The organism is Anaerococcus murdochii (assembly GCF_019957155.1).
Taxonomy (GTDB): Bacteria; Bacillota; Clostridia; order Tissierellales; family Peptoniphilaceae; genus Anaerococcus; species Anaerococcus murdochii.
Genome location: NZ_JAIPME010000002.1, coordinates 849,800 through 874,467 on the forward strand (window position 1 = coordinate 849,800; position 24,668 = coordinate 874,467).

Genomic DNA, 24,668 nt, shown 5'->3' on the forward strand with positions numbered 1-24,668 from the left:
ATCCATGGGCCAGTGCTTGGGTTAGGATGTTTTCGAATATTTGATTGAATATGTCGGTGTTTTTGAATCTTCTTTCATAGTTTTTCCGAAGGTTGAAAAGTGTGGGACTTTATCGTAGAAGTCTAGGCCTAAGAACCATCGATAGGCTAAGTTTACTTCTACTTATCTTATTATTTGCCTCATGCTATTTATGTTGAAGAAGTATTGTAGAATTAGTAGTTTTATTAATACTACTGGGTCTATACTTGATCTACCTGCTGTTTGTGAGTATTTTTCTTCTACTAGGTCGTATATGAAGTTAGAGTTTATGTATTTATCTATTTTTCTTAATATGTGCTCTTTTGTAACTAGTTGTTCTACTGATACAATTTGAATTTGATCAGTATTATTCTTTTCGTTTTTATGTAGCGTCAGTTTCTCCATTCTTGGTATGTTTATGCCAAAAAAACGGCTAGATTTAAGCATTTATCGCATAGAAAAAGTAGATGGAGTTGTGCCTTTCATCTACTTTGTCTACAGTCTAAAGGAGCCGAAGCCCCTTTTTTTAATCTAAATCTTCTCCGTTTGATGCGATTACTTTCTTGTACCAGTCAAAAGATTTTTTCTTGGATCTTTTTAGACTTCCATTGCCGTAATCATCACGGTCTACATATATGAAACCATATCTCTTACTCATTTCACCTGTACCAGCAGATACTAGGTCGATTGGGCCCCAAGTTGTATAACCAATGATGTCTGCACCATCTAGTTCAACAGCGTCTCTCATAGCCTTGATGTGATCTCTAAGGTAGTCTATCCTGTAATTATCTTCTACATAACCATTTTCATCTGGTTTATCAATGGCCCCTAGACCATTTTCTACAACGAAAAGTGGTTTTTGGTACCTGTCATAAATATCATTTATTGTTATCCTAAAGCCAAGTGGGTCAATTTGCCAGCCCCATTCAGTCTTGCCTAGGTATGGGTTATATACAGTTGCGAGAAGGTTAGCTTCGTCAAGTCCTTGTCCCTTATCTCCGCTTATGGTCCTTGTTGTGTAGTAAGAGAAGGAAATGAAGTCAATTGTATTTTCTCTAAGGAGTTTTTCATCTTCTTCGGTCACTTCTGGCATGATGCCCTCTTTTTCAAGTTTCTTAACCATATATGATGGGTAGTAGCCTCTTGATTGGACATCTACAAAGAAGTAGTTGTTCCTATCTTCTTCTTGGGCAGCTAGGACGTCTTCTGGTTTGCAAGTTGCTGGATAATACTTACCTGCTGCAAGCATACAGCCCATCATAATATCTGGGTCAACTTCTTTGGCGATTTGTTTTGCCCTTGCTGATGCAACAAGCTCGTGGTGAGCAGCTAGGTATTGGATTTCCTTGATGTTTTCGCCTTCTTCAAAGTATAGGCCAGCACCCATAAATGGAGCAGCCATCAAAACGTTCATTTCATTGAAGTTTAGGTAGTATTTTACCTTGCCCTTAAATCTTTCCATGACGGTTCTGACAAATTTTGCATAAAATTCGATAGTTTCTCTATTTCTCCAGCCACCATATTCTGTTGCTAGATGCATTGGAAAATCAAAGTGAACTAGGGTAATAAGTGGTTCGATATCGTATTTTATACACTCATAAATGAGGTCTTCGTAGAATTTTAAGCCTGCTTCGTTTGGAGTATCCTCATCACCTAGAGGGTAAATCCTTGTCAAGCAATAGAAAATCTATAAACCCCAAAACCCATCTCAGCAAACAATTTGATATCTTCCTTGTACCTGTGATACATATCTATTGAATGCTTGGCAGGGTAGAAGTGGTCATCGTCAAAATCGAGCATTTTTTGTCTGCCTGTGATCACAGCAAGCCTGTCTTCGCCAACAGGACAAAGATCCACATTGGCAAGACCCCTTCCATCTACATCATAAGCACCTTCACATTGGTTGGCGGCTGTTGCGCCGCCCCAAAGGAAATCTTTTCTAAAAGTCATTAATTTTCCTTTCTTTTCTCAAAAAATAAACCTTGTAGCATTATGTTACAAGGTTCATTTTTCTAATTTTATTGTTCTAGTTCTGCTTGTTTTTCAAGAGTTTTAGCACTTATCCTTAAGAATGGTAGGTAGATTAATACCCCAAGGGCTATAACTACTAGTTGAACAAGAACAGCTCTAAAATCTGCACCTGTTGCTAGGTATGCATTTAATAATGGTGGAGTTGTCCATGGAACTAGTACGCTTGCCTTATTCATAAAGCCTATGGCTGTTGCTGTGTAGCTTATTAGAATACCCATTGCTGGGACTAGTACAAAAGGAATCATCATTGGTAGGTTGAATACGATTGGTAAACCGAAGATGATTGGTTCGTTGATGTTGAATAAGCCTGGAAGGACTGATAATTCACCAATTTGTCTGTATTGTTTGTTTTTCCTAAAGAATAGGAATACTGCAATTAGTAAGCAGATTGTTGAACCAGATCCACCTATAAGACCATAGCATTGTACCAAGCTTAGGTTCATTATGTGTGGGATTTCAAGGCCTGCTCTTGCTGCTTCCATGTTTTCGTTGATGTTTACTAGTAGTAATGGTTCTAGGATTGTTGAATATATTACAGCTTGGTGGATACCAAAAGTAAATATTAGGTTACCTAGGCTGTAGATTAGGATTGTACCAAGGAGCGATGTGTTAACTTTTCTTAATGGCTCTTGGATCATTGTTGCTATTAGTGTTATTAGATCTACTTGGAAGAAGTAGTATAGCACAAATGATAGGACTGAGAATATAAGAAGGGTTAATATTACTGGTATTAGGTTGTTAAAGGAGTTGTTTACTGCTGGAGGTACATCTCCGCCTATATTAATTTTAATTGCTTTGATATTTGAAAGCCTAATGAATAATTCTGTAGCAAGAAGGCCCATGATGATTCCACCGAACATGGAGTTTGTGCCGAGGTTGCCATAGGATAGGATGCCTCCAGCTTGGACAACCTCTCCGTTTGCTCCTGTTACATCTATTGTTTGAGGCATCATTACAATAAGTGATGCTATGGCAATCATTACTGCTGTAATAGAATGTTCAAAGCCCTTATTTACTGAAAGTGTATAGGCGACTATACCACAGATTAACAATCCTGATATGCTTAAGGTTGCATTTGCAACTGAGACTGCCCAGTAAGAGGCAACTGCCATTTGAGCTTCAGTTAATATTTTTGGTAGGATTACAGCGTTGATTAATACTGCTATACCTGCAATTATAAATAGTGGTAGCATAATTGCGAATGCATCTCTTAGAGATTTTAGGTGGATTTGTGAACCGAATTTCATACTAGCTTCAGAGAGCTTGTCAACGAATGATTTTTTATTTTTTTCTGTCATTTTATTTTTCTTTCCTTTCCGTTAGATTCAAATACTTGCTTAACATAAGCAAAACTTTTCTTTTTTATCCTTCTTAAGTCTTTTAAGTCGTGGTTGTCCCTATTTACATATACAACACCATATCTTTTGTCCATGTTTCCTGATGAAGAGAGTATGTCAATAAATCCCCAACCCAAGTAGCCCATACATTCAACACCTTTATCCATAGCTTCTGCCATAGCATCAAAGTGACCTTTTAGGTAGGCTATCCTTTGGTCATCTTCTATAAATTCGTCTTCAGTAAGTTCTTCCCTTAGACCTATACCGTTTTCGACTATGAATACTGGTAGGTTGGTCCTGTTGTAGATATCTAACATTGCGATTTCTAATCCTTTTGGGTCAATCTCCCAATTCCATTCATTCCTATCAAGATAGTCGTTATTTACAAAAACATCGGTATTTAAAGGATTATAGTCTTTTCCTTGGTATTTAAGTGTTGCTGACCTGTAATATGAGAAGGCTATAAAATCACTTTCTATATTATTGATGATTTCTTCTTCTTTGTCGGTTTTCTCTAGGATGATATTATTTTTCTCTAGGTAGGCCTTAAAGGTGTTCATATAGCCTTTTTGGGTGAAGACATTTAAATATAAGTTGTAATCAAAGTCTTCATAGGCATTTCTTATATAATTGTCTTCTGGTTTTGACGAATATGGGTAGTAGGTGGTGTAGGCTAACATGCCACCGATTTTTAAATCCTTATAATTTTCGTGGATATACTTGGCCACCCTTCCATGGCCAATCAAGGTATTGTATTGGACTTGGTGGATGTTTTTAGGGTTAACTTCTAGATTGCTGCCTGCTATGGTTAGGGCAAAATCAGAGGAATAAAGGTTGTGCTCATTAAAGGTTAGCCAATACTTTACTCTTTTGTGGTACCTGTCAATTATTATTTTTGAAAATTCGAAGAAATAATCAATTACCTTTTTTGAAGAAAATCCATTGTATTTTTCGCTCAAATATAAAGGCATATCAAAGTGGTATAAACAAATAATTGGTTCAATTTGGTATTTTTCTAGGCACGAAATTAATTTATCGTAAAATTCTAATCCTTTTTCGTTAACTTCTCCATAACCCTTTGGCAAAACTCTTGACCAGGAGATCTGGAACCTGTATGAATTGGATCCCATTTCCTTCATAAGTCTTATATCTTCTTCATACCTATGGTATTCGTCTATGGCAACCTTCCAATCACTTTGGTTTTCGCTAGCCTCCCTAATGTCATAGACAGACTTGCCCTTACCATCTAAATCAAAAGCGCCTTCGGTTTGCATGGAAGATGTGGAGTTGCCCCACATTAATTGTTTTTCCATTATTTCTCCTATTTAATATTTTCTAAGATAATATTTTCCATATTTTTGATGCCCGCTGGAGTTGGAGCATAGGCATTAAATGGAACTTGGGCTATGGCCTTGCCATTTTTGTCTGCTTTTTCCTTGTAGGCATCAAAGTACATTCTGATTTGTGGACTAACAAGGACCATGTCATATTTATCACCAGTTAGGACTTTGTCGCTGTCGCTACTTGTTGTTGCATCAACTATGATGTCCTTGCCGTCTTTTTCTAATTGTTCTGTAACTTTTTTTGCCATTAAAGACGAACTCATACCTGCATTACAAATCAACATTACTTTTTTCATTATTTATCCTCCAAAATTTTAATTTTTTTATATAATCCTATTAGCCTTTTTGCATTATCCATGGCCATGGTAGCCATAGTTAAATGGTCTTGAGAATGGATTAAAATCACGTTTATATCATTTTTTTCGCCATTTGCTTCATTTGTCAACAATTCCGTTTGTATTTCATGGCAATTAAGGAATTCCTGGTTGGCTTTGTTTAGTAAATCCTCTGCCTTTTCAAAATCGTAGTTTTCCGCTGCATCCATAGCTTCTGATGATAGTGATCGGCTTTCGCCAGCGTGGACTATGATTTGAAAGGCTACTTCATATATTTTTTCATTATCCATTTTTTTATCCCTCCAAAAATATTTTCTGAAATTCTTTAATATTATTTGCTTCTGCAGATTTTTTTATAAGGTCAAAATTGTTTAAGTAATCGCCTAATTTATCGTAGTATATACTTAGGTCACCATTTGTATGTCCAATTATTAAAGAAAATATTATCTTGACCTTATTCTCATTCCGATTTATTTGCTTTTTTGGAATTAGAATTATTGAAAAGGTCTCGCCGTCTACTTGCTCAAATATATGGGGCAAGGCTATGTTTCCATAGGAAGTAAAGGCCATTTCTTCTCTTTGTAGGTATTGGTGTTTGATATTTGAAAAGCTTAAATCAGTTTTTTCGGTAACAATATTTGCTAGGATATCTAAGGCTTCGTCCATATCTTTGATGTCTATATCTCTTATGAATACTGAATTAGCAAATATGGAGTCTATCTCAGTAAAGTCGCTTACTTTAATGGCATCATCTATTTTCAAAAAGTCTTGTTGCTTAAAAATTACATCCACATAAACAATTGGTGTTTTAGTTTTTTCTTTGATTGGGACAGATGATACTATGAAGTCAAAATTATCAAGCTTGTATAGCTTTAATTTGCTTAAGTCAGTTAAGCTTAGGCTTGAGATTTGGCTCATGTATTTTTTTTCGATTTGTGTTTTCATTATCTGAGCTGAAGCATTTCCAGATCCACAAACAATTAGAATATCCCTTTTCTGCTGGGTATTATTTTCCATGGCGCTTGCAAGGTGCAAGGCAAGATATCCAATTTCATCATCGGATACCTTGGTGTTATAGGTTTGATTTATGGGAGTGGTAGCTATAGTCGCCAACATAAAGGATATTTGATTTTCTTTTATATCAGCAAGGATTGGATTATTCATTGTTAGTCCATACCTTAATCTTTCTATTAGTGGACCTAGGTGGAGGGCTAGGGCAAAGAAGAGGTCGATATTTGATCTAAAGTCGTATTTGCTGACTTTGTAGATTTCATCTATCATCTTCTGGGCAAGCTCAGAGATTTCTGGTGATACTTTCTCATAGTTTGTAACAGCGTTTTTGCTAATAAGGTGCATGGTTAGGTAGAGGATTTCTTCTTCCGGAAATTTTATATCTAATTTGTCTGAAAGTTCCTTAACAACCATATTAGCAGTGTCAAATTCTTCATGAGAGACTACTCTCTTTGATAGCTCATCGGATATTTCTATATATTTTCCATTTTTAATACGGAGAATAGAAATATAGATATGGATTACAAGATTTTTGAAATTAGCATAGGGCATATAGAAAGATTCAGGAAAGCTAATGCCATCAATTATGGATTGGATTTTGCTAAAAAGTTTCTTTTCTTCATCTTTACCAAAAATCGATGGGTCTTCGCCTATTTCATTTCTTATGGCACGTCTTATTTCTTTTTCATTTCCCTTTATTTTCATGCCGTAATAAGGTTTGCTGATTAGGTCAATCTTATAAGCTCCTAAGAGTTTCCTAACTTTTTTTAGATCTTTGTTGATTTGAGAAGGAGATACATAAAACATATCAGCAAGTTCTTGTTGTTTAATAAAGGAATTTGAAAACAAAAGAAGTTTCAATATGCTTTCTATCCTAAAATCCTTGTTTGGGTTTTCTTGATGGAAGTAGGCGTATTTGTACCAATCATGCTTTAAAAAGTTTTTGAACTTATGCTCATTTAAGATTTTAAATTGGTATCCCTTTCCTGGCTCAGATACGACAATAGCACCATTTTTCTCGATGTATGAATTTAGGATTGATATTTCTTTTTGTACAGTTTTTTTACTTAGCTCGAGAGCCTGTCCAATTTCTTCTGAGCTATGGTAGTCATAATCTCTTGTCAGAAAATCAAAGACTTCTTTTATTCTTGTTTCAATCATTTTATCACCCTTTATTTCATTATAGTAAAAAAATCACTAAACCTCCACTCAAACATTTTCTTTATATGTAGGTAAGTTTATTGTATCGAAGTAGTAAGGCAAATTAATTATGAGTTGGAGACTTAATTGAGAATCGGCTTATTAAGCTGAGATTTTTTTATTATGGAAATAAAAATCTCTCGAAAGAAGTTTACAAGACAACTTTCGAGAGATTTACAAATTAATATATTTTACCTATTAACAGACCTTGCAACCATGGATACTGTGTGTCTGATGCCTCTGATGGCTAGGCTTAGTTCGAAGATGTTTTCTACTGGGGCAAGGCCTCCGTAGCCGGCATCTCCTATGTGTTGGATATCTACGCCACAGATTTTGTTGGCGATAGCGATTTGTCTGATTGTTTCCTTGCTAGAGCCTTCTTGGCTGGTGCCGATAGCTGTCATTACTAGGGCATCGTTGGCATGGGCAACTTTTACAGCTTCTTTGAGATCATCGCTGTCAAATCCTGGAACTGTGCCGACTGCTGGAACTAGGATTATATCTGCGCCTGCCCTGATGAAGGTTTCTATGGTTTCCTTGCTGGTTACAGGTTCGTCAACTCCTGATGAGTGCATCTTACCTGCTATAATTAGGCCTGAGAAATTTTCCTTGGCTAGTTTTATGGCTTCAGATATGGTTTTGTTGGTAACGCCTGTGCCAGGATTGCCTGTTAGGCATAAAAAGTCCATGCCAAGCTTATCAAGGGCATCTAAACTATCTTTGTTTACAGTCCTGCCCTTGGAAATAGCTAGGGTATTTTCCATCATTTTGGCATCTGGGTCTACTGGTTCGAGGTTAACTCCGATAGGTCTACCGACAAGTTTTTTTAGTTCATTTACAAAATCGGATTGGTTTTCAATACCGGCTAGCTTTGGTTCTTGGACATCAACTGCGTTTAGGAGGATGAGGTCGGCGCCAAAGGCTGTTGCAATTTCTGCTCCGGTTATATCTCCTATGAAGGCTTCTCTGACGGCAACATTTTCTGCGCAGACTGTCCTGCCTTCGCTTGCCTTGATACTTTGTTTGAGTTCCTTCGCAGTATAGGCACATAGGTCTGAGGCGTTAGAACTTATTAATCTTTTCATTTTATTCTCCTTTATTGAAATTTTCGTTTATTTTATAAAAGGCGTAGGCGTAGATTTTTGCACATTTTATCAAATCGTCTATGTCCATCCACTCGTTTGGGAGGTGGGCAATTCCGTTTTGACCTGGGAATGATGGGCCAAAAGGAATTATATTTGGGCAAAAATGAGCATAGGTCATGCCTGTGGTTGTGGTTGGCTTTTCATTTGCACCTACAAAATCATTATAGGCATCATTTAAAATTCTCACTAGGGCAGAATTTTTATCTTCTAGGAAGGCTTTTTCGTAGGATATTAGACTTACTTTAAGACCAAGGGCGTTTTCCTCGATTTGTTTTAGGACATAATCCTTGTCGCAAATAGGCATGGAAAGGCTAAATTCTATACCATATTCATCTTTATCCCTAAAAATTTTCTTGCCCCTTAAAATCATCCTACCAAAGTCTTGATCGCTGATATTTATACCCAGGTTTATAATTGGGTCGCCGGCAAAGATTTTTTTGTTTAGGAAATCTTCAAAGTGGTCAAAATCTCCCCTTAGGGCGACTTTGGCCCTGGCCCTTTCTCCGTAGATGGCTGGGAATTTGTTGTCTGGGGAAAAGCCCATTATAGGTGGTTTTTCCTTGGTAAGGTAATATTTGAGGTCTGCCATGCCACTTTCTTCATCAGAGCCAAAGACAATCCTAAATTCCTTGTTGAAGTTTACACCTAATTTTTTTAGGGCATATAGGCCGTAAAAGGCTGCCATGATTGGGCCCTTGTTGTCTAGAGCGCCCCTTGAGTACATCCTGTTTTCGTGGATTTCTCCGGCAAAAGGAGGGTATTTCCAGCCTGGCATTTCATCGACTACATCTAGGTGGCCCATGGCGCAAACATAGTCATCGCCTTCACCAATTGAACAATAGGCCATGTGGTTGTCTACGTTTTTGGTGGCAAAACCCTTTTTGCCAGTGATTTCAATTATTTTTTCTAAAACTTTTTTGCAAGCTTCGCCGTAGGGAGCATCAGATGTGGCTTTCCCCTTTTTGCTTGGAATTTTTATTACTTCTCTTAGTTCGGAAATTAGATCGTCCTTTAGGGAATCGATCATTTGGTCAATCTTTTCTTTCATTGCAAATCCTTAATTTTTTCAAATTCTTTTTCATCTAGGTTTTCGATAATTATTTTTACTAGCCTTAGGCAACTATCTACATCGTCTGTGTTGGCTAGGGTGTGGTTGGTGTGCATATATCTTACCGGAATGGATAGGCTCATATTTATAATTCCATCTAGGGACTTATGGATATTGCCAGAATCTGTTCCACCCTTGTTAAAGACGGCATATTGGTATTTTATATGATTAGCTTCACACAAATTTTCCACCCAACGCATGAGTCCCCTGTGGGCAATGGAGTTTGAATCTATAAAGGAAAGAACAAGGCCACCACCGAGTTTGACTGAGTTTTTGTCAAAAATAGTATCACCTGCAAGGGTGGTGTCAATGGCAAAGGCAAGGTCTGGACGAATGACATCTGTAACTGTGCGAGCGCCTCTAAGACCTGGTTCTTCCTGGACTGTAAAGGCCCAGTAGAGATCGGTTTTATTCTTAAGGTCACAGGCTAAAACCTCTTCTCCAAGGTAGGCAGAAATCCTATTATCGATGGCCTTTTCTAGGAAAAATTTATCGTTGGCAAGGTCAAGGTCTGGAGCATAGGGAACTACCTCATCTCCAATCCCTATATTTAATTTATCAAAATCCCCATCTTCCAAACCCAAATCCAGGTAGAGTTCATCTTGACTTAGGGTTTTGGATTTCTCTTCTTGGCTCCTGCCGTGGGTTGCTGGAGAGGAGATGACTCCAAAATATCTTTTTCCATCCTTATTTATCAACTGATAAATTTGCCCTACAACCAAGTGGGTCCAGGTAGAACCAACTGGTCTTAGTTTCAAAAAATTGCCCCTAAAATCTTCTACTAAGAACCCAATTTCATCTATGTGGGTTGCAAACATGAGTTTTAGAGGATTTTTAGATTCCTTAGTTTTCTTTTTTACTATTAGGCTGCCTATCCCGTCTTTTTGAATTTCTAGGTCCTTAGCATCTAGGTTTTTTTCTAAGTGACTTACGACCCTATCTTCAAAAGAGCTTAGGCCGGGAAGGCTTGCTAGGGATTTGAATTTTCCTAAATCCATATTATTCCCCTAAAAATTCGCCAACTTGATCTAGGAAATCAATCAAGAAATTTTCTAGCTTTTCTATGTCGGTTTTCAAGACTATTTCATTGGCTGTTGAGATATTTGCTGTGGCAAGACCTACAGATAGGCTAGGGGTTCCAGAAATTGTTTTGTGGATAAAAGACCCGTCATTGCCCCTAAGACCGAGGTAGGATTTACTTTCAAACCTGTCTTCTACAAAAGATAAAAGTTTCTTATCTGGGAGCATCTGCTTGTCATATTTGCCGACTATTAGTCCATCGGCCAGGGAAATTTTTGGGCTTGAGGCGTTAGTTTCAAAACTTGCCAGCGCTAGGGCAAGGTCAGGCTTTATTACGTAGGTAGCTGTTTTTGTCCCCCTAAAACCGATTGTTGATTGGGAAATGCCCCCAACATATAGGTCAAAAGGATAGGTCTTATCCTTGATTTTTCCAGCAAGATTTAGGGAAATGTATTGGAAGATTTTTTGGCTAAGAGACCTTGCCATGATGAAATCTTCGTCTTCATAAAAAGGCGAATCTAAACTTACAAGGTCGCCTATTTTTACCTTTTCTTCTAGCTTATCCCTAGGGGCTAAAACTTCTATATAAAGGTCATCTTCACCAATATTTGTCTTACTATTTTCGGCAAATTTCACATCCGCCTTTACGATACCCTTTATATTTTCTTTGTTTCTTGTTATTATATTTACTCTTTGATTTAAAAAAGATAATGGAGAAATATCTTCTAGTAGGACGAACCTTACCTTTCCATTATCTTCTATTTCTCTAACCATTAATCCGTATTCATCTAGGGGAAAAGCTATCATAACTTTTTTGCGACCTGGATTTTCCTTGTTGAAAAAAATTGAATTTAGCTTATCTCTTACTATTTTATAGCTATAGCCTTTGTAAGCTTGTTCGAGATATTCGCTAATTGGCCTTTCAAAACTTGATACGGAATAAATATCGTAGATTTCTTTAATTGTATTTTTCATCATAATTTTTAATATAAGTGGTCCTTATTTATTTCTCCACCATTGACCTTGCTATCTATATAGCTAGCTAGGTTGTCAAAACTTTCGCTAAGTCCTGTTCCACCTTTTTTTGGCATCTTTAGGATGTCGACCTTGTCTTTGAAGTTTGTAATGGTAGCTTCGTTTTCTTTAGACATCATTGCTACTACACTAATATCGGTGTTTTCTTTTATGCTTTGTGCAATTTCAGCTGACATTAGGGCATAGTCTTCAAAGTTAAAACATGGCCCACAAACAACTATGTCTGGTTTTATTTTTTCAGCCATCTTGGTCATTTTTATTACTACTTCTTTTTTGTGGTTTAGAAAATATTCGTTGCCACAGTATAAGGTTGCTACTATTGTAGCGGAAACTTTATCAAAATGGGGTTTTAGCATAAGGGCAGAACCAATTCCGCCCTTTGCTATAGCTAGTTCCTGGTTGGGATTTGATTTCCCACCAGCACCAGCCAAACCCTGATCAAAGATCATTAAAACTTTCATTCGTTACTTCTTTCTACAAATTAATCTAGGCTTAAATCATCAAATGATAGGGAGTCGATTTCGTCAACTTCTTCTACTTTATTCTTTTCTTCTTCTAGGTATTGGTTATCTAGTAGTTTCATGAATGGGTAGTAGATTGCCATGTTGAGTGCAAGTAAACCTATCTGCAAGATTACTGCAGAGAAGGTACCTGTGATTAGGTAGCCTGAGAAACCTATTGGAGTTGTCCAAGGTAGTTGGATACCAGATGTTATAGGAATGAAACCTGCGATAGTTGCAAGATAAGCTATAACTGTGTTTGCAATAGGTGATAGGATAAATGGAATTATCATAATTGGGTTTAATACTATTGGTAGACCAAAGATGATTGGTTCGTTAATTCCAAAGATACCTGCTGGTAGAGATAGTCTACCTAAAACTTTCATTCTTTCAGATTTAGCTAAGAATGCCATCATTATTACAAGACCAAGTGTTGATCCACCACCACCGAAGTTACAGAAGAAATCTGAGAATCCAGCTGTGAAGATGTTTGTCATTTTTAGACCAGCTTGGGCTGCTTCGTAGTTTTCAAGGGTAAGTGCCTTGTGGATTGGTGAGAATACTGTGTTTGTAACAGCAGGGCCGTTAATACCAAAGAACCAGAATAGGGTTGATAAGAATTGGTATATAACTTCAAATAGGGCAAATCTTCCAAGGCCAACTAGTGGTGCTTGAAGTACTTGGTAAATTAAGTTGTGTAGGTACTCATAGGATGTATGAGAAATGATGATATTTATCACAAAGAAGAATATCATTGATAGGGCTGCAGGTATTAGGGCTGCGAAAGAATCCATTACTGCTGGTGGAACACCATCAGGTAGTTTGATTACAAGTTTTTTCTTAATTGCCCAAGTAAAAATGCTTACAGATATGATTGCTACTATCATTGATAGGAAGATACCAGCTGTACCAAAGTTTCCAAAAGAGAAACCACGGAATACTTTTTCAGAATCTTCTATGTTTACGAAGTCTGGGTGTTGTTGTGGTGTTACTATCAAGAAGGATACTAGGGCAACTGCTGCTGCAGATACCCTATCAGCTAGGCCTTTTTCACGAGCGTAGCAATAACCAATAGAAAATGATGATAGTAGGGCTATACAGTCAAAGGCTATAGATGTTACTCTGCCAAGATAAGCATCCCAACCTTCACCAAAAATACCAGCCATAAATTCTTCATAGCCGTTTATTGGGAAGTTGGCAATTAGTAAAAATAAAGAACCGATAATTACAATTGGTGTTGTAATTAAGAAACCGTCTCTAATCGCACTTAAAATTTTGTTTTTTGATAAGGCGTTGGCAATAGGGGATAGGAAAGAATCAAGTTTTTTTAACATTTCTATTTACCTCCGTTTTTCTTGTATTCTAAGATTGCTGCTTTGAGGACTCTCTCGCCGTTCATTGTGCCGTAATCATCAGGATTAATTGGCATTATAACCTTGCCAAGTGGGCCGTATTTTTCTTTTGTTTTTTCATAAATATGGCGTACTTGTGGGCCTAAGAGGATGGCATCCGGATTTTCTGAATTGATTATTGTATCCATTTCAGAATCAGGGAAAGCCTTTACTTCTATAGGCAAGTTATTTTGGTCGGCTACTTTTTGCATTTTGCTTGCGAGTAGGCTTGTAGACATACCAGCGTTGCAAAATAAATAAAATTTTTTCATGTTTACTTCCTTTTTCTTACATAAGTGTTTGAAATCTTGTCTTGAACAGTCTGATGAGTATTCTTATCTTTTAGGGCCATATAGGATGAATAAGCTATTATAAGGGTCATAGCGGAAGCTAGGATTATATCAAAACTCTTGGTTCCACTGTGGTTTATGTGTTGAAATATGGTTTGAATTATGGTGTTAAAAGGCGAATACAATATGCCTTGAAGGAGGAAACATCCTAGGAAATACCTTTTAGTTAAGGTTAAAAGGCTAGGTTTGCTTCCGTCCATATTTACTATTTCAAATTTCATAACCTTGTTCATGATAGTGGAGGTAGTTTTAGAAGTGTAAGGGATTAGTACATAGTATATAAAGGCTATTATTAGTGACATAACAATTATTATTGCATCTGCCTTATTACTCCTAGTAACTAAGGCTCCGTATTCATCTCCAAGTCCTGTAAAAATCAAGCTTAGTCTGATGGCTAAGTTTAAGAACACAGCCGAGATGTACCAATCTATCATGTAAGCAAAGACTCTTTTAATAAAATATTCAGTTTTTGTGTCTTCCTCAATTTTTATTTTAGATTTTTTACTCATCGATTTTCCTAATTTCTTTTATCAGCTGAATATTTTCTTCAGCCATTAATTTTATCACCTCCGTTGTTATTAGTTGGTCTTCGGCGTGCATTAGGAGCAAGCCTACTTCTACCTTATTACCAGATGCTTCTTCTGTAATTAGGGAAGAGTGGGCCTTGTGGGCAAGCCTATAAGACTCAACCCCTTCCTCAATTAATTCTGAAGCTCTTTTAAAATCACCTTCTCTTGCCTTGGTCATAGCCTCTATATAATTTGATTTGGCTGTGCCTGCGTGCGAGATGATTTGAAAGCAAATCAATTCTAAATCTTCCATGTTTCCTCCTATTCTTCTTCCAATAATTTTAGTGGTGTAGTCCTGGTTTTCATATAGTCATCAAGCCAATCGGAGCTTGCTTCTTTGTAGAGGGTTTTGTCATTTTCTCTATAGCAGAGATAGACCTTGGCCTCTTGGTTTTCTCCTCCATAAACAAAGGAGAAGCCGTCAATGTTGGTTGCTACGCCAAAATTCCCGTCTTTGTCAATGGCTACTACCGATAGGTCACCACTTTTGGCCCTTTTTTTCTTTAGGATTTTATCCAAATTGTTCACTGCTTGATCACAAGCGTCTTGGACATTTTTTCCTTCTTTCATTAGCCTTACGATTTCGTATGAGATACAACCTTTCATAAGGTCTTCTCCAAGACCTGTGGCTGTGGCGGCTCCAACTTCACTGTCTGCATAAAGACCCGATCCAATTACAGGACTATCGCCAACCCTGCCTGGCTTTTTCATAAAAAGTCCACTTGTAGATGTGCCACAGGCGATGTTGCCGTCCTTATCAAGGGCACAAACTCCAACAGTATCGTGACCTATATAGGGTTTTAGATCTCTTTCCATGGCTAATTTTTTTTCTTGGTAGATACGGTTTTTGTAATGGATTTTCGCCCTATCTGTGAGCATGTTTACCCTTTCAAAACCGTTTTGGTCGGCGTATTTTTCTGCTCCAGCTCCTACCAAAAAGTTGTTGGCATCAAATTTTGACAAGTCCCTTGCGACAGCGATTGGGTTTTTAATATTTTTCACACCTGCAACAGCACCAAAGTTAAAATTAGTACCGTCCATAAAGGCTGAGTCTAGCTCAACTTCCATATTTTCATTTGGCAAACCACCGTAACCTACAGATTTAAAATAGGGAAAGTCTTCAACTTCTTTTATGGTTTGGGTCATGGCATCTGCTGCACTTTTGCCATTTTCCAAATCTTTTAAGCTTTTTTCTATGCCTTCAAGGGACATCCTCCAAGTTCCGATTAAAGCGTACATAAGTTCTCCTTTCAGATTATATTTATCTTAAATGTTTAAGAATATGTTCATAAAGTCCATTTGGTTATTTGCTTCAAGAGCCCTTGTGACTGACTTGTGGTTTGATAAAAACAAGCCGAGTTTTTCGTAATATAGGCTCATATCAGCTAGTTCCTTACCTATAATTAGGGAATAAACTAGTCTGGCGCATGATTCGTTCCATTTTACAGGATTGTCTAAGAAAATAATTATGGAATAGGAATCTCCATCAACCTGGTCTAGGATGTGGGGGATGGCTATTTGGTTAAACAAGGTATAACCCATATCTTCCCTTTGTTTCAATTGCTTAAGGGCAAGGTCTTTGTTCATTGCAGATTTTTCTTCGATGCATTCTGATATATATTTTAGGATTTCCAACTTGTTTTTAAACTGACTAGTTCTTATAAAGATAGAATTATTGAACAAGTCGTAGATTTTTGCAAGCCTTTTGTCTTCAAAAGCTAGCTTTAAATTATCCAAATCATTTTGAGAAAATATTATATCAACATAAACCACAGGAATTTCCAAGTCGTAGTCTAGTTTTATTGATGAAATGATTAGGTCGTATTTTTTTAGGTCTAAGTTTTTTAGGCTTCTTAGGTCAGTTGTATCTAGGCTATCTATTTTTTCTTTAAATTGCCTGTTTAGCTGGGCTTTCATTATCTGGGCTGAGGAGTTGCCAGAACCACAGATTATGAGTATTTTCTTTTGGTTTACAGAGTTGGAATTCATAGCTGCCATTATGTGGAGGGATATGTAGCCAACCTCATCTTCTGATAGTTTTGTGTGGTATTTTTCGTTTATCACATTTGCCCCGATTGTTGCCAAAAGGTAGGATATTTTGTTTTCTTTGATGTCATCTAGGATTGGGTTTTTCATGTCAAAACCGTATTTTATCCTATTTGCCAAGGGGCTTAGGTGGATGGCGAGGGAGAAGTAGAAGTCTATATTTGCCCTAAAATCGTATTTGGAGACCTTGTAGATTTCATCGATTATACTTTGAGATAGTTCGAGGATTTCTGTGGATATTTTTTCTTGGTCTCTTATTGTATTTTTGGCTATTAGGTGCATGGTGATATAGACTAGTTCTTCTTTTGGGATTTTAATCTCAAGTTTATCTTCAAGTTCATCTACAATTATTTTTGCTATTTTGTATTCTTTTGTAGAGTCGACCTTTTTTTCAAAATCCTTACTTAGGCTTATATATTTCTTTTGCTTAATCCTTAATATTGATATATAAATGTGGATGACTAGGTTTTTGAAGTTTACATAAGGCATGTAATAGTCATCGCCGAAGTCCATTTCTTCGATAATATCTTGGATTTTTTTAAAGAGGTCCCTATTTACATCTCCTTCGAAGAGGAGGGGATCTTCTCCGATTTCGTTTTTTATAGCAAGCCTTATATTTTTTTCGCTACCCTCTACTTTCATACCGTAGTAGGGTCTTGCTACAAGGTTTAGGTTGTAAGTTTCTAAAATTTGCCTTACGATAGGCAGGTCCTTATTGATTTGGGATTCGCTTACATGAAAGGTTTCGGCTAGTTCAAACTGCTTGATATAGGAATTTGAGAAGAGGAAGGTCTTTAGGATATTTATATATCTTAAGTTTTTATCTCCATCTTCTTCCTGGTAGTAGGCATATTTGTACCAGTCGTTTTTCAAAAAGAGCTTGAATTTATCCTTATCCTTGATTGTAAAGATAAAACCTTTACCAGGCTTGGATTCAACTATCGCTCCCTTATCTTTAATTACTGAATTTAGTTGGTTTATCTCCTTTCTTATAGTTTTAGAAGATAATTCCATCACTTCGCCTATCTCTTTAGACGTATGGTAGTCGTAGTCAAGAGTTAGGTAGTCAAATATTTGTTTTAGTCTTGTCTCAATCATATAACCACCTTGTAATTTTATTATAGTAGAGAAGAGAAATAAGGTCCACACAAACATTTTCCTTAAGTCTGTGGAAGAGAGGTGTTTTGAAATCCCATGTAAGGAAAAAGGATGAATTTGGATAAAAAAGAGGAAACCCAGTGGATTTCCCTTTTGAATTTTAATATATTATTGAAAATTATTCCCCAACTTCTTCAAGATAATTTTTGTATTCTTTTTGCCAATATTTCTTGTCTTCTTCTGTTATTTCCCTTACGACTTTGGCGGGGTTTCCAATTGCTATGGACATTTGAGGTATGTCTTTGGTGACTACTGATCCTGCTCCTATTATGGATCCTTCTCCTATAGTGACTCCTGGGAGGATGGTGACGTTTCCGTCTATCCAAACGTCGTCTTCTAGGCTTATGTCGGCTCCTTTTTCTATGCCTGTGGCTCTTATTTCTGGATCTATGGGGTGGATTGCGGTGAAAAGTCCAGTGCCTGGGCCTATGAGGACCCTGTTTCCTATTTTAATTTTCCCCAGGTCTACCATGGAGACGTTGAAGTTTATAAAAGAATTGTCTCCTATAAAGACATTTTCTCCGTAGTCACACCTGAAGGGTGAGAGGACTGTTGATTTGCCAAAGGATCCAAAGATTTCCTTACAGATTTTGTTTCTTTCTTCTCTGTCTGTTTCCATATTTAATTTTACTAATTTTTTCCAGCAGGTTGTGAGTTTTTCGACTAGGTAGGAATCTGTCTTAAAAAGTTTGCCTGCTTTTAAATTTTCGTAGTTTTTCATATTATCAATATACTTTTGATAAATTAAATGACAATTCGTAAAATATTAGTAGAATAATAAGGTTATTACATATATAGGAGTCGGTATGAATAGGAAAATAGATTTATTACATGGAAATATTAGGCATACGCTTTTGAAGCTGTCTTTTCCTTTGGCCCTTACAGCCTTTATCCAGATTGCCTATGGCTTTGTAGATACGATTTGGATTGCAAGGTTGGGTACTAAGGCTATGGCAGGGGTAGGGATAGCTGGTTTTATCTTTTGGATAGGCAATTCCCTTGTCCTTATACCAAAAGTTGGCATGGGTGTATATGCTTCCCAGGCCTTTGGTTCGCAAAATGAGAAGGAAACGGTGATGATTATTAATAATGGTTTTATCCAAGCTATTATCATCGGTTTGTTTTTCACTACTTTTTGCCTCATTGTAAAAAATGTTTTTATTGAATTTTATAATTTGGGTCATGAGGCTGAAATGGCTGCCAAGGATTATTTCTTTGTTGTAAGTCTTGGAATGATTTTCTTTTTTGTAGGCCCTATGTTTACTCAGGCTTTCACATCTCTAGGCGATTCTTTTACGCCCTTTGTGATTAACGCTGTAGGCCTTGCTATCAACATGGTTTTAGACCCAGTTTTGATTTTTGGCCTTGGTCCTTTCCCACACATGGGGGCAAAGGGAGCGGCTCTTGCTACTATCATCAGCCAATTTGTGGTCGTTTTGATTTACTTTTTGGTTGTGATTTCTAAAGACGGGATTATAAAATCTGCGATTTCCTATATAGATTATAGGGAAAATTGGCAGCTAGAAATTTTTAGGCTTGGCCTTCCTGCGGCACTTTTGTCTGGATTTCATGCTTCAATTTCTATGGTTTTAAATAGGTTTATGTCAGCTTTCGGGCCAACACCTGTGGCTGTTTGTGCCATAGGTTCTCAGCTTGAGTCAATTTCTTGGAATACTACTGAGGGTATCCAGGTCGGTATCCAAGCCCTTGTTGCCCAAAATTATGGGGCAGAAAACAAGGAAAGGGTAAAAGGTTCTATCAAAGAATCCTTCAGACTCGTTGCGATTATCGGCATCATTGCGACCTTGGTTTTAATTGTTTTTAGGCATAAACTTTTTGAACTTTTCACTCCGGAAAGTCAGGAAGCCATAGAACTTGGGGCAAATTACCTCTTTATCCTGGGTCTTTCCCAAGGCTTTATGGCGATTGAAATAGGACTTGCGGGTTGTTTCAATGGGATGAGCGATACCAAGACTCCAGCCATCCTAGGTGTAATCAACAACCTTCTAAGGATCCCAATTGCCATAGTTTTGATGCCTTTTGTTGGCGTTTATGGTGTATGGATTGCCATGAGTTCGACTTCTATCATGAAAGGTCTTGTAGCCATGACCTTAATTTACAGGAAAGTAAAAAAATATATGGCGGGCTAAACTCTTCTTCGGAAGAGTTTTTTTATATTGATTGTGAAAATGTTTGCAATAATTAGTATTATAATATAAAATAATAAAGAGAGAAGAAAAGGAGATCAAATATGAAACAAGTAAGATTGCCATACGGCAAAGAATTTATCGAACTCGAAGTTGGCGATGATGCTGATATATTAGTCAGCAAAGCAGGAGATTTTAAGGCGGAAAAAAGCCAAGAAGACCTCGTAAGAGATGCCCTTGCACATCCAATTGGTACAGAGAAATTATCTGAACTTGTAAAAGGAAAGAAAACCATAACAATTATTTCGTCTGACCATACAAGACCAGTTCCATCTGCAATTACCATGCCAATCCTTCTAGAGGAAATCAGGTCAACCAACCCAGATGCTGAGATTACAATCCTTATAGCAACAGGTTTCCATAGGCCAACTACTCATGAAGAATTAGTTGCAAAATATGGCCAAGAAATTGTAGACAATGAACACATTGTTGTCCACAAATCTGGTGTAGATGAAGACATGGTTGAGCTAGATACTCTTCCTTCAGGCGGAAGACTACTTCTAAACAAACACGCAATTAACACCGACCTTCTAATCGCTGAAGGCTTTATCGAACCACACTTCTTCGCAGGTTTCTCAGGCGGTAGAAAATCAATTCTTCCAGGTGTTGCCAGCGAAAAAACAGTTCTTGCCAACCACTGCTCTAAATTTATAGCAAGTGATTATTCAAGAACAGGTATCCTTAAAGAAAACCCAATCCACAAAGACATGGAATTTGCTGCAGAACAAGCAAAACTTGCCTTCATTCTTAACGTTGTAATCGACGCTGAAAAGAAAATTATCAATGCCTTTGCAGGCGATAGGGTAAAAGCTCACTATGAGGGTACAGAATTTGTTAGAGGCCTATCAACCATAGACGGCGTTAACGCAGATATTGCTATTACAAGTAACGGTGGCTACCCACTAGATCAAAACGTCTACCAATCTGTAAAATCAATGACAGCAGCAGAAGCAGCTGCAGCAGACGATGGAGTAATCATCGAGGTTTCTAGATGTAACGATGGTCATGGTGGAGAAAGCTTCTATAAAACCTTTAAAGAAGCAGCAACACCAAAAGATGTTGAAGATAGGGTCCTTCAAATCCCAATGGAAGAAACAATTCCAGACCAATGGGAAATCCAAATTCTTGCAAGAATCTTAGTTCGTCATAAAGTAATCTTTGTAACTGACCCAGAAAATAGACAATTAATCGAAGATATGCACATGACTTATGCTGAAAACATTGAGGAAGCTCTCAGAATGGCTAAGGAAATCAAGGGCGAAGATGCTAAGATTGCCTTTGTTCCAGATGGTGTATCTGTAATTGTTAACAAGAAAAAATAAGAATTTGAAAATGCTTTTAGAAGGTAGAGATTTTAAAGAGAAAATATTGCGAAGATTCCTTTGATAAAAGACCTGGTATTTAGAAATATTTTCTAAAGATAAGTCCCAAAAGCCTTTTAAAAACAGATTTATTTACTATTTCCAAAATAAAAAGATGTTTAACTAGATTCTAGTAAAACATCTTTTTTATTACATAAATTTATTTATATCCATATCTGCGATTGTAGGCAGGGTGAGGTCGGCTTTTTCCATGATATATTCCCATTCTTTTTCATTCCAAGGGAAATCTTCAAGGCCTACGGTCATGATTCCTTCTTTTTTGGCGGCCTTTATAGCATAAAGGGCATCGTCAAAAAGAACGCAGTCAGAAGGCTTAGCTCCGTGTTTTTTAATTGAATATTGCCAGAAGGCAGGGTCTGATTTTCGCATATCCAAAAGGTCAGGTGTGGCGAAAAAATCGAAGTAATCGTAGATTCCTAGTCTTTTTAGGGCCATTTCTAGGTAGATATATGGGGTGGATGAGGCAACTGACATAGAAAAGCCTGCATCCTTTAATTTTTTCAGGATTTCGAGATTGCCAGGCTTTGGCATTAGGTTATCCTTGTAGGCGTCGTAGATTACATCTTCAAAATACTGCCTAACCTGGTCAAAGGTCATGTCTTTGGCTATTTCATCTACTATATATTGGCACATTGCCTCAACTGATAGGGCCTCAATCTTGCCCTTTTCTTCCTTTTTAAGATCTTCTAGAGTAAAGCCGTACTTTGAAAAAAGCCTGTTTTGTGGCTCAATCCAAATGTGCATAGAATCTAAAATTGTCCCGTCAACATCAAAAATTAGTTTTTTCATTATTTTCCTTTCTTAACTGGGTTTTCCTTCTCTATATATCTTATATGTTTTCTTCTATAAAGGCAAAAAATAGACTAAAAAACCAGCCCGATTTTCTAGGCTGGTTTAAAATTAATATGCTATATTTAGGGCGTTCATAGTTCCTGCTACTAGTTGCTCAAAAGACCTATGGTTATTCTCAAATGCTGGAGAATAGCGATTTATGAAAGACTTGTAGGTTGTATATCCCTTGTCCGCATAGGCTTTTCTCATGAGTTTGAAAGTAACTTCAATCCCGTCCTCAACTGTTGGTGGGTTTACCCATGGTGAACGACCGATATAGGCAGGTGGCCATTCTCCACCAAAACCATTTTTGTAGTAGCGGATGCAACCGAAATTGTATTTGCCGCCGCCTGAGTTCATTCCAAAGGTAGTTTCCTTAGCGATTTGGCCCATAAAGATTCCTACGTTGATGCCGTATTTTTCTGAAAGCTTTAAAATAGTGTCGCCATAGCCCTTAAGTGGGGTGTAGTGGCCACGCTTTTCTAAGAACTTATCTATGTATGCACCTGTGATATGATCAGGGTTTTTTGTTCTTATGTCAAAATTTGCTAAATCGCCTTGTCTGTAATTTCTCCAAGATAGTCTTCCAGGTTCCTCATTGTTGCCTGTTGCATTTCTATTTGAACCGGTGATTTCAACACGATCAGGATGACCAGGATCTTTTTCTTCTTCCTTTACTTCAAGAGTATTTTCGCCTTTGTAAGGAGTTTGGACAAGCTTTGTTTCTTCATGAAAAACTTCAGTGTCCATGCTTTTGATTAGGTCATCAAGGTTGGTTGAGTCATATTCGACAAGTTCATAATTTTCTGTTTCTGTTTGGCTAGTATTAGCGTCTTCATCAGCCATAGCCGGGCTTACCATAGCCAGGGCAGAAGCCGTTACTAGGCCAGTTAATATATATTTAAAATTCATAATTTTTTCTCCTTTAATCTTACAACATTTTATATTCTAACCCATAATTACCATTTTGTCAACAAAAATGTTACGATTTTGTTACTTAATCCTTGAAAACCTTGTCAATTCTCGGATAAAACCTGTATTTTTGTATTATTTTTGTAACCTTAGTAAAATAATTGTTTTTTATTGCAAAATAGGGATTTTTTTGAAAAAATACTTTGCTTTATAATTTTTCGGGATTGTTATATAATAGCCATAAGAAATAGAAAGGAAAATTATGAACATTTTATTAGATCTTTATATATCTTTTGTAAAAATTGGTTTTATGACCTTTGGTGGTGGCTATGCCATGCTGCCAATTCTTGAAAGAGAAGTTGTTGAGAAGAAAAAATGGGCAACCAGCGAAGAAATCCTAGATTATTATGCAATTGGCCAGTCCACACCTGGGATAATCGCTATAAATACAGCGACTTTTTGCGGCTACAAGATGGCAAAAAACATTGGGGGTCTTGTGGCAAGTCTTGGTTTTATCACACCTTCTATAATAATCATAACCCTTATTTCAAAATTTTTGGAAAACTTTTCTCATATTGAAGCCATCCAGCACGCCTTTGTAGGCATTAGGATTGCGGTTTGTGCCCTGGTTTTGTATTCGGTAATAAAAATGGTCAGGAAAAATGCTAAAAGCTTTGGGAAATTTGCTGTATTTCTCCTAACTTTTTTGGCTATTGGAGTTTTAAACATTTCTCCAGTTCTAATTGTAATTGGAGTTGGGCTTTTAGGAATTGTTTTGGGGAGGTTTAGAAATGCTTAGGATGATGTGGGAATTTTTCAAAACAGGACTTTTTGCCGTTGGCGGGGGAATGGCAACCATTCCTTTCCTTCAGGAAATGGGCGAAAAATATGGGTATTTTACGGGCGAAGAGCTCCTAGATATGATAGCGGTCTCTGAATCAACCCCGGGGGCTATTGGCATCAACATGGCAACCTACGCCGGCATTAAGGCCTATGGACCAATCGGTGGCATTCTCGCAACCTTATCTCTTGTAACAGGACCCATTATAATAATTTTAATAATAGCGAGGATGATCCTGGCCTTCAAAAACTCAAAGACAGTTGCTGATGCCTTTACAACACTTAGACCTGCCACAGCAGGCTTGATTTTAGGAGCAATGTCAACAGTTTTAATAATAACCCTCTTTGACACAGCGGCCTTTAGTCAAACAGGAAATCTACTTTCCCTAATAAGGCCAATTCCAATTGCCCTTTTTGCAGGTTTTAGCTTTGTTTTATTCAAATTCAAAGACCTAAGCCCTCTTTGGATAATTCTTGCAGGGGCAGGTCTTGGAATAGTTTTGGGCTTGTAAAAATCTAATAATTGGCAAAGAAAAACCCAAGTATCAACTTGGGTTTTTCTACTTTGCTATTGTTTCTTATAAGCCATTAGGGCATCTGTGAGGATTTTTTCGCCGTTAATCATTCCATAGTCCATCATATTTATGACGTCAACTAGGGTGTTTTGGTCTTTATAGACTTCCTTTAGCTCGTTTAATTTGAACTTCACTTGTGGTCCTAAAAGAAGGATGTCTATCTTGTGTGAATTATCTAGTTCTTCGACGCTAGAAACAGGAACAGCCTTAATTTCAGCATCTATTCCCTTTTCTTTAGCGGCATCTTGCATTTTTTCTACTACCAAACTTGTACTCATTCCTGCTGAACAGCAAAGCACTATGTCTAATTTTTCACTCATATTA

26 protein-coding genes and 1 pseudogene are annotated in these 24,668 nt (G+C 37.2%); 4 read left to right on the forward strand and 23 right to left on the reverse strand.

The window, feature by feature from the left end:
• Positions 1-21: 21 nt before the first annotated feature.
• From K8P03_RS04355 to K8P03_RS04445, 20 genes and pseudogenes are all read right to left on the reverse strand, one after another.
• Positions 22-465, reverse strand: a pseudogene (locus K8P03_RS04355) (transposase).
• Between the two features lie 79 nt (positions 466-544).
• Positions 545-1,693 carry a 6-phospho-beta-glucosidase gene (locus K8P03_RS04360; RefSeq protein WP_311486849.1) on the reverse strand — a complete coding sequence of 383 codons (1,149 nt, stop codon included), beginning with the start codon at positions 1,691-1,693 and terminating at the stop codon, positions 545-547.
• A complete protein-coding gene (locus tag K8P03_RS11270; RefSeq protein WP_311486848.1) occupies positions 1,690-1,968 on the reverse strand; it encodes a family 1 glycosylhydrolase in 279 nt (92 codons plus the stop codon). The genes K8P03_RS04360 and K8P03_RS11270 overlap by 4 nt, the downstream gene beginning before the upstream one ends.
• Before the next feature lie 68 nt (positions 1,969-2,036).
• Positions 2,037-3,347 carry a PTS sugar transporter subunit IIC gene (locus K8P03_RS04365; RefSeq protein WP_223418646.1) on the reverse strand — a complete coding sequence of 437 codons (1,311 nt, stop codon included), beginning with the start codon at positions 3,345-3,347 and terminating at the stop codon, positions 2,037-2,039.
• The gene (locus K8P03_RS04370) at positions 3,344-4,699 is read right to left on the reverse strand and encodes a glycoside hydrolase family 1 protein (RefSeq protein ID WP_223418649.1); all 1,356 of its coding nucleotides are present in this window, start codon (positions 4,697-4,699) and stop codon (positions 3,344-3,346) included. Before K8P03_RS04370 ends, K8P03_RS04365 begins: the two co-directional genes overlap by 4 nt.
• An 8-nt stretch (positions 4,700-4,707) precedes the next feature.
• Positions 4,708-5,025 carry a PTS cellobiose transporter subunit IIB gene (locus tag K8P03_RS04375; protein WP_223418652.1) on the reverse strand — a complete coding sequence of 106 codons (318 nt, stop codon included), beginning with the start codon at positions 5,023-5,025 and terminating at the stop codon, positions 4,708-4,710.
• Positions 5,025-5,354 (reverse strand): PTS lactose/cellobiose transporter subunit IIA, encoded by a 330-nt coding sequence (locus K8P03_RS04380; protein ID WP_223418654.1) that lies wholly within the window; start codon positions 5,352-5,354, stop codon positions 5,025-5,027. Before K8P03_RS04380 ends, K8P03_RS04375 begins: the two co-directional genes overlap by 1 nt.
• A 4-nt stretch (positions 5,355-5,358) precedes the next feature.
• On the reverse strand, positions 5,359-7,236 hold the full coding sequence (locus K8P03_RS04385; RefSeq protein WP_223418656.1) for a BglG family transcription antiterminator: 1,878 nt from the start codon (positions 7,234-7,236) through the stop codon (positions 5,359-5,361).
• A 230-nt stretch (positions 7,237-7,466) separates the two neighbouring features.
• The gene (locus K8P03_RS04390; protein ID WP_223418658.1) at positions 7,467-8,360 is read right to left on the reverse strand and encodes a DUF7916 family protein; all 894 of its coding nucleotides are present in this window, start codon (positions 8,358-8,360) and stop codon (positions 7,467-7,469) included.
• Position 8,361: 1 nt separating this feature from the next.
• Positions 8,362-9,468, reverse strand: coding sequence for a Sapep family Mn(2+)-dependent dipeptidase (locus K8P03_RS04395; protein ID WP_223418660.1), 1,107 nt, complete (start codon positions 9,466-9,468; stop codon positions 8,362-8,364).
• Positions 9,465-10,526: a M42 family metallopeptidase gene (locus K8P03_RS04400; RefSeq protein ID WP_223418663.1), complete on the reverse strand. Its 1,062-nt coding sequence runs from the start codon at positions 10,524-10,526 to the stop codon at positions 9,465-9,467. Before K8P03_RS04400 ends, K8P03_RS04395 begins: the two co-directional genes overlap by 4 nt.
• Before the next feature lies 1 nt (position 10,527).
• Complete coding sequence (locus K8P03_RS04405; protein WP_223418665.1) at positions 10,528-11,523, reverse strand: hypothetical protein; 996 nt, start codon at positions 11,521-11,523, stop codon at positions 10,528-10,530.
• 8 nt (positions 11,524-11,531) lie between these two features.
• Positions 11,532-12,044, reverse strand: coding sequence for a GrdB-related putative oxidoreductase (locus K8P03_RS04410; RefSeq protein ID WP_223418667.1), 513 nt, complete (start codon positions 12,042-12,044; stop codon positions 11,532-11,534).
• Between the two features lie 20 nt (positions 12,045-12,064).
• Complete coding sequence (locus tag K8P03_RS04415; RefSeq protein WP_223418669.1) at positions 12,065-13,417, reverse strand: PTS sugar transporter subunit IIC; 1,353 nt, start codon at positions 13,415-13,417, stop codon at positions 12,065-12,067.
• A gap of 2 nt (positions 13,418-13,419) precedes the next feature.
• Complete coding sequence (locus K8P03_RS04420) at positions 13,420-13,746, reverse strand: PTS sugar transporter subunit IIB (RefSeq protein WP_223418671.1); 327 nt, start codon at positions 13,744-13,746, stop codon at positions 13,420-13,422.
• A 2-nt stretch (positions 13,747-13,748) separates the two neighbouring features.
• Positions 13,749-14,333: an RDD family protein gene (locus K8P03_RS04425; RefSeq protein ID WP_223418674.1), complete on the reverse strand. Its 585-nt coding sequence runs from the start codon at positions 14,331-14,333 to the stop codon at positions 13,749-13,751.
• Entirely contained in the window at positions 14,326-14,646 is a 321-nt protein-coding gene (locus K8P03_RS04430) for a PTS lactose/cellobiose transporter subunit IIA (RefSeq protein WP_223418676.1), read from the reverse strand. The genes K8P03_RS04425 and K8P03_RS04430 overlap by 8 nt, the downstream gene beginning before the upstream one ends.
• Positions 14,647-14,654: 8 nt before the next feature.
• Positions 14,655-15,632 carry a N(4)-(beta-N-acetylglucosaminyl)-L-asparaginase gene (locus K8P03_RS04435; protein WP_223418678.1) on the reverse strand — a complete coding sequence of 326 codons (978 nt, stop codon included), beginning with the start codon at positions 15,630-15,632 and terminating at the stop codon, positions 14,655-14,657.
• Positions 15,633-15,659: 27 nt separating this feature from the next.
• Positions 15,660-17,537 (reverse strand): BglG family transcription antiterminator, encoded by a 1,878-nt coding sequence (locus K8P03_RS04440; protein WP_223418680.1) that lies wholly within the window; start codon positions 17,535-17,537, stop codon positions 15,660-15,662.
• 178 nt (positions 17,538-17,715) lie between these two features.
• Positions 17,716-18,318, reverse strand: a complete 603-nt coding sequence (locus K8P03_RS04445) for a sugar O-acetyltransferase (protein ID WP_223418683.1) — start codon at positions 18,316-18,318, stop codon at positions 17,716-17,718.
• An 85-nt stretch (positions 18,319-18,403) separates the two neighbouring features.
• Between K8P03_RS04445 and K8P03_RS04450 the strand changes: the two genes are divergently transcribed.
• Together K8P03_RS04450 and larA are read left to right on the forward strand one after the other, a co-directional pair.
• The gene (locus K8P03_RS04450) at positions 18,404-19,747 is read left to right on the forward strand and encodes an MATE family efflux transporter (protein WP_223418685.1); all 1,344 of its coding nucleotides are present in this window, start codon (positions 18,404-18,406) and stop codon (positions 19,745-19,747) included.
• Positions 19,748-19,848: 101 nt separating this feature from the next.
• A complete protein-coding gene (larA, locus tag K8P03_RS04455; protein ID WP_223418688.1) occupies positions 19,849-21,126 on the forward strand; it encodes a nickel-dependent lactate racemase in 1,278 nt (425 codons plus the stop codon).
• Between the two features lie 189 nt (positions 21,127-21,315).
• Here larA and K8P03_RS04460 read toward each other — a convergent pair whose 3' ends face one another.
• Entirely contained in the window at positions 21,316-21,975 is a 660-nt protein-coding gene (locus tag K8P03_RS04460) for an HAD family hydrolase (protein WP_223418691.1), read from the reverse strand.
• 111 nt (positions 21,976-22,086) lie between these two features.
• Positions 22,087-22,929, reverse strand: a complete 843-nt coding sequence (locus tag K8P03_RS04465) for a hypothetical protein (protein ID WP_223418693.1) — start codon at positions 22,927-22,929, stop codon at positions 22,087-22,089.
• Between the two features lie 262 nt (positions 22,930-23,191).
• Between K8P03_RS04465 and K8P03_RS04470 the strand changes: the two genes are divergently transcribed.
• Positions 23,192-23,728, forward strand: a complete 537-nt coding sequence (locus K8P03_RS04470; RefSeq protein ID WP_223418695.1) for a chromate transporter — start codon at positions 23,192-23,194, stop codon at positions 23,726-23,728.
• A complete protein-coding gene (locus K8P03_RS04475) occupies positions 23,721-24,281 on the forward strand; it encodes a chromate transporter (protein ID WP_223418697.1) in 561 nt (186 codons plus the stop codon). The genes K8P03_RS04470 and K8P03_RS04475 overlap by 8 nt, the downstream gene beginning before the upstream one ends.
• Positions 24,282-24,337: 56 nt before the next feature.
• On the opposite strand, the gene K8P03_RS04480 is transcribed toward K8P03_RS04475, so the two are convergent.
• On the reverse strand, positions 24,338-24,664 hold the full coding sequence (locus tag K8P03_RS04480) for a PTS sugar transporter subunit IIB (RefSeq protein ID WP_223418699.1): 327 nt from the start codon (positions 24,662-24,664) through the stop codon (positions 24,338-24,340).
• Positions 24,665-24,668 lie beyond the last annotated feature (4 nt).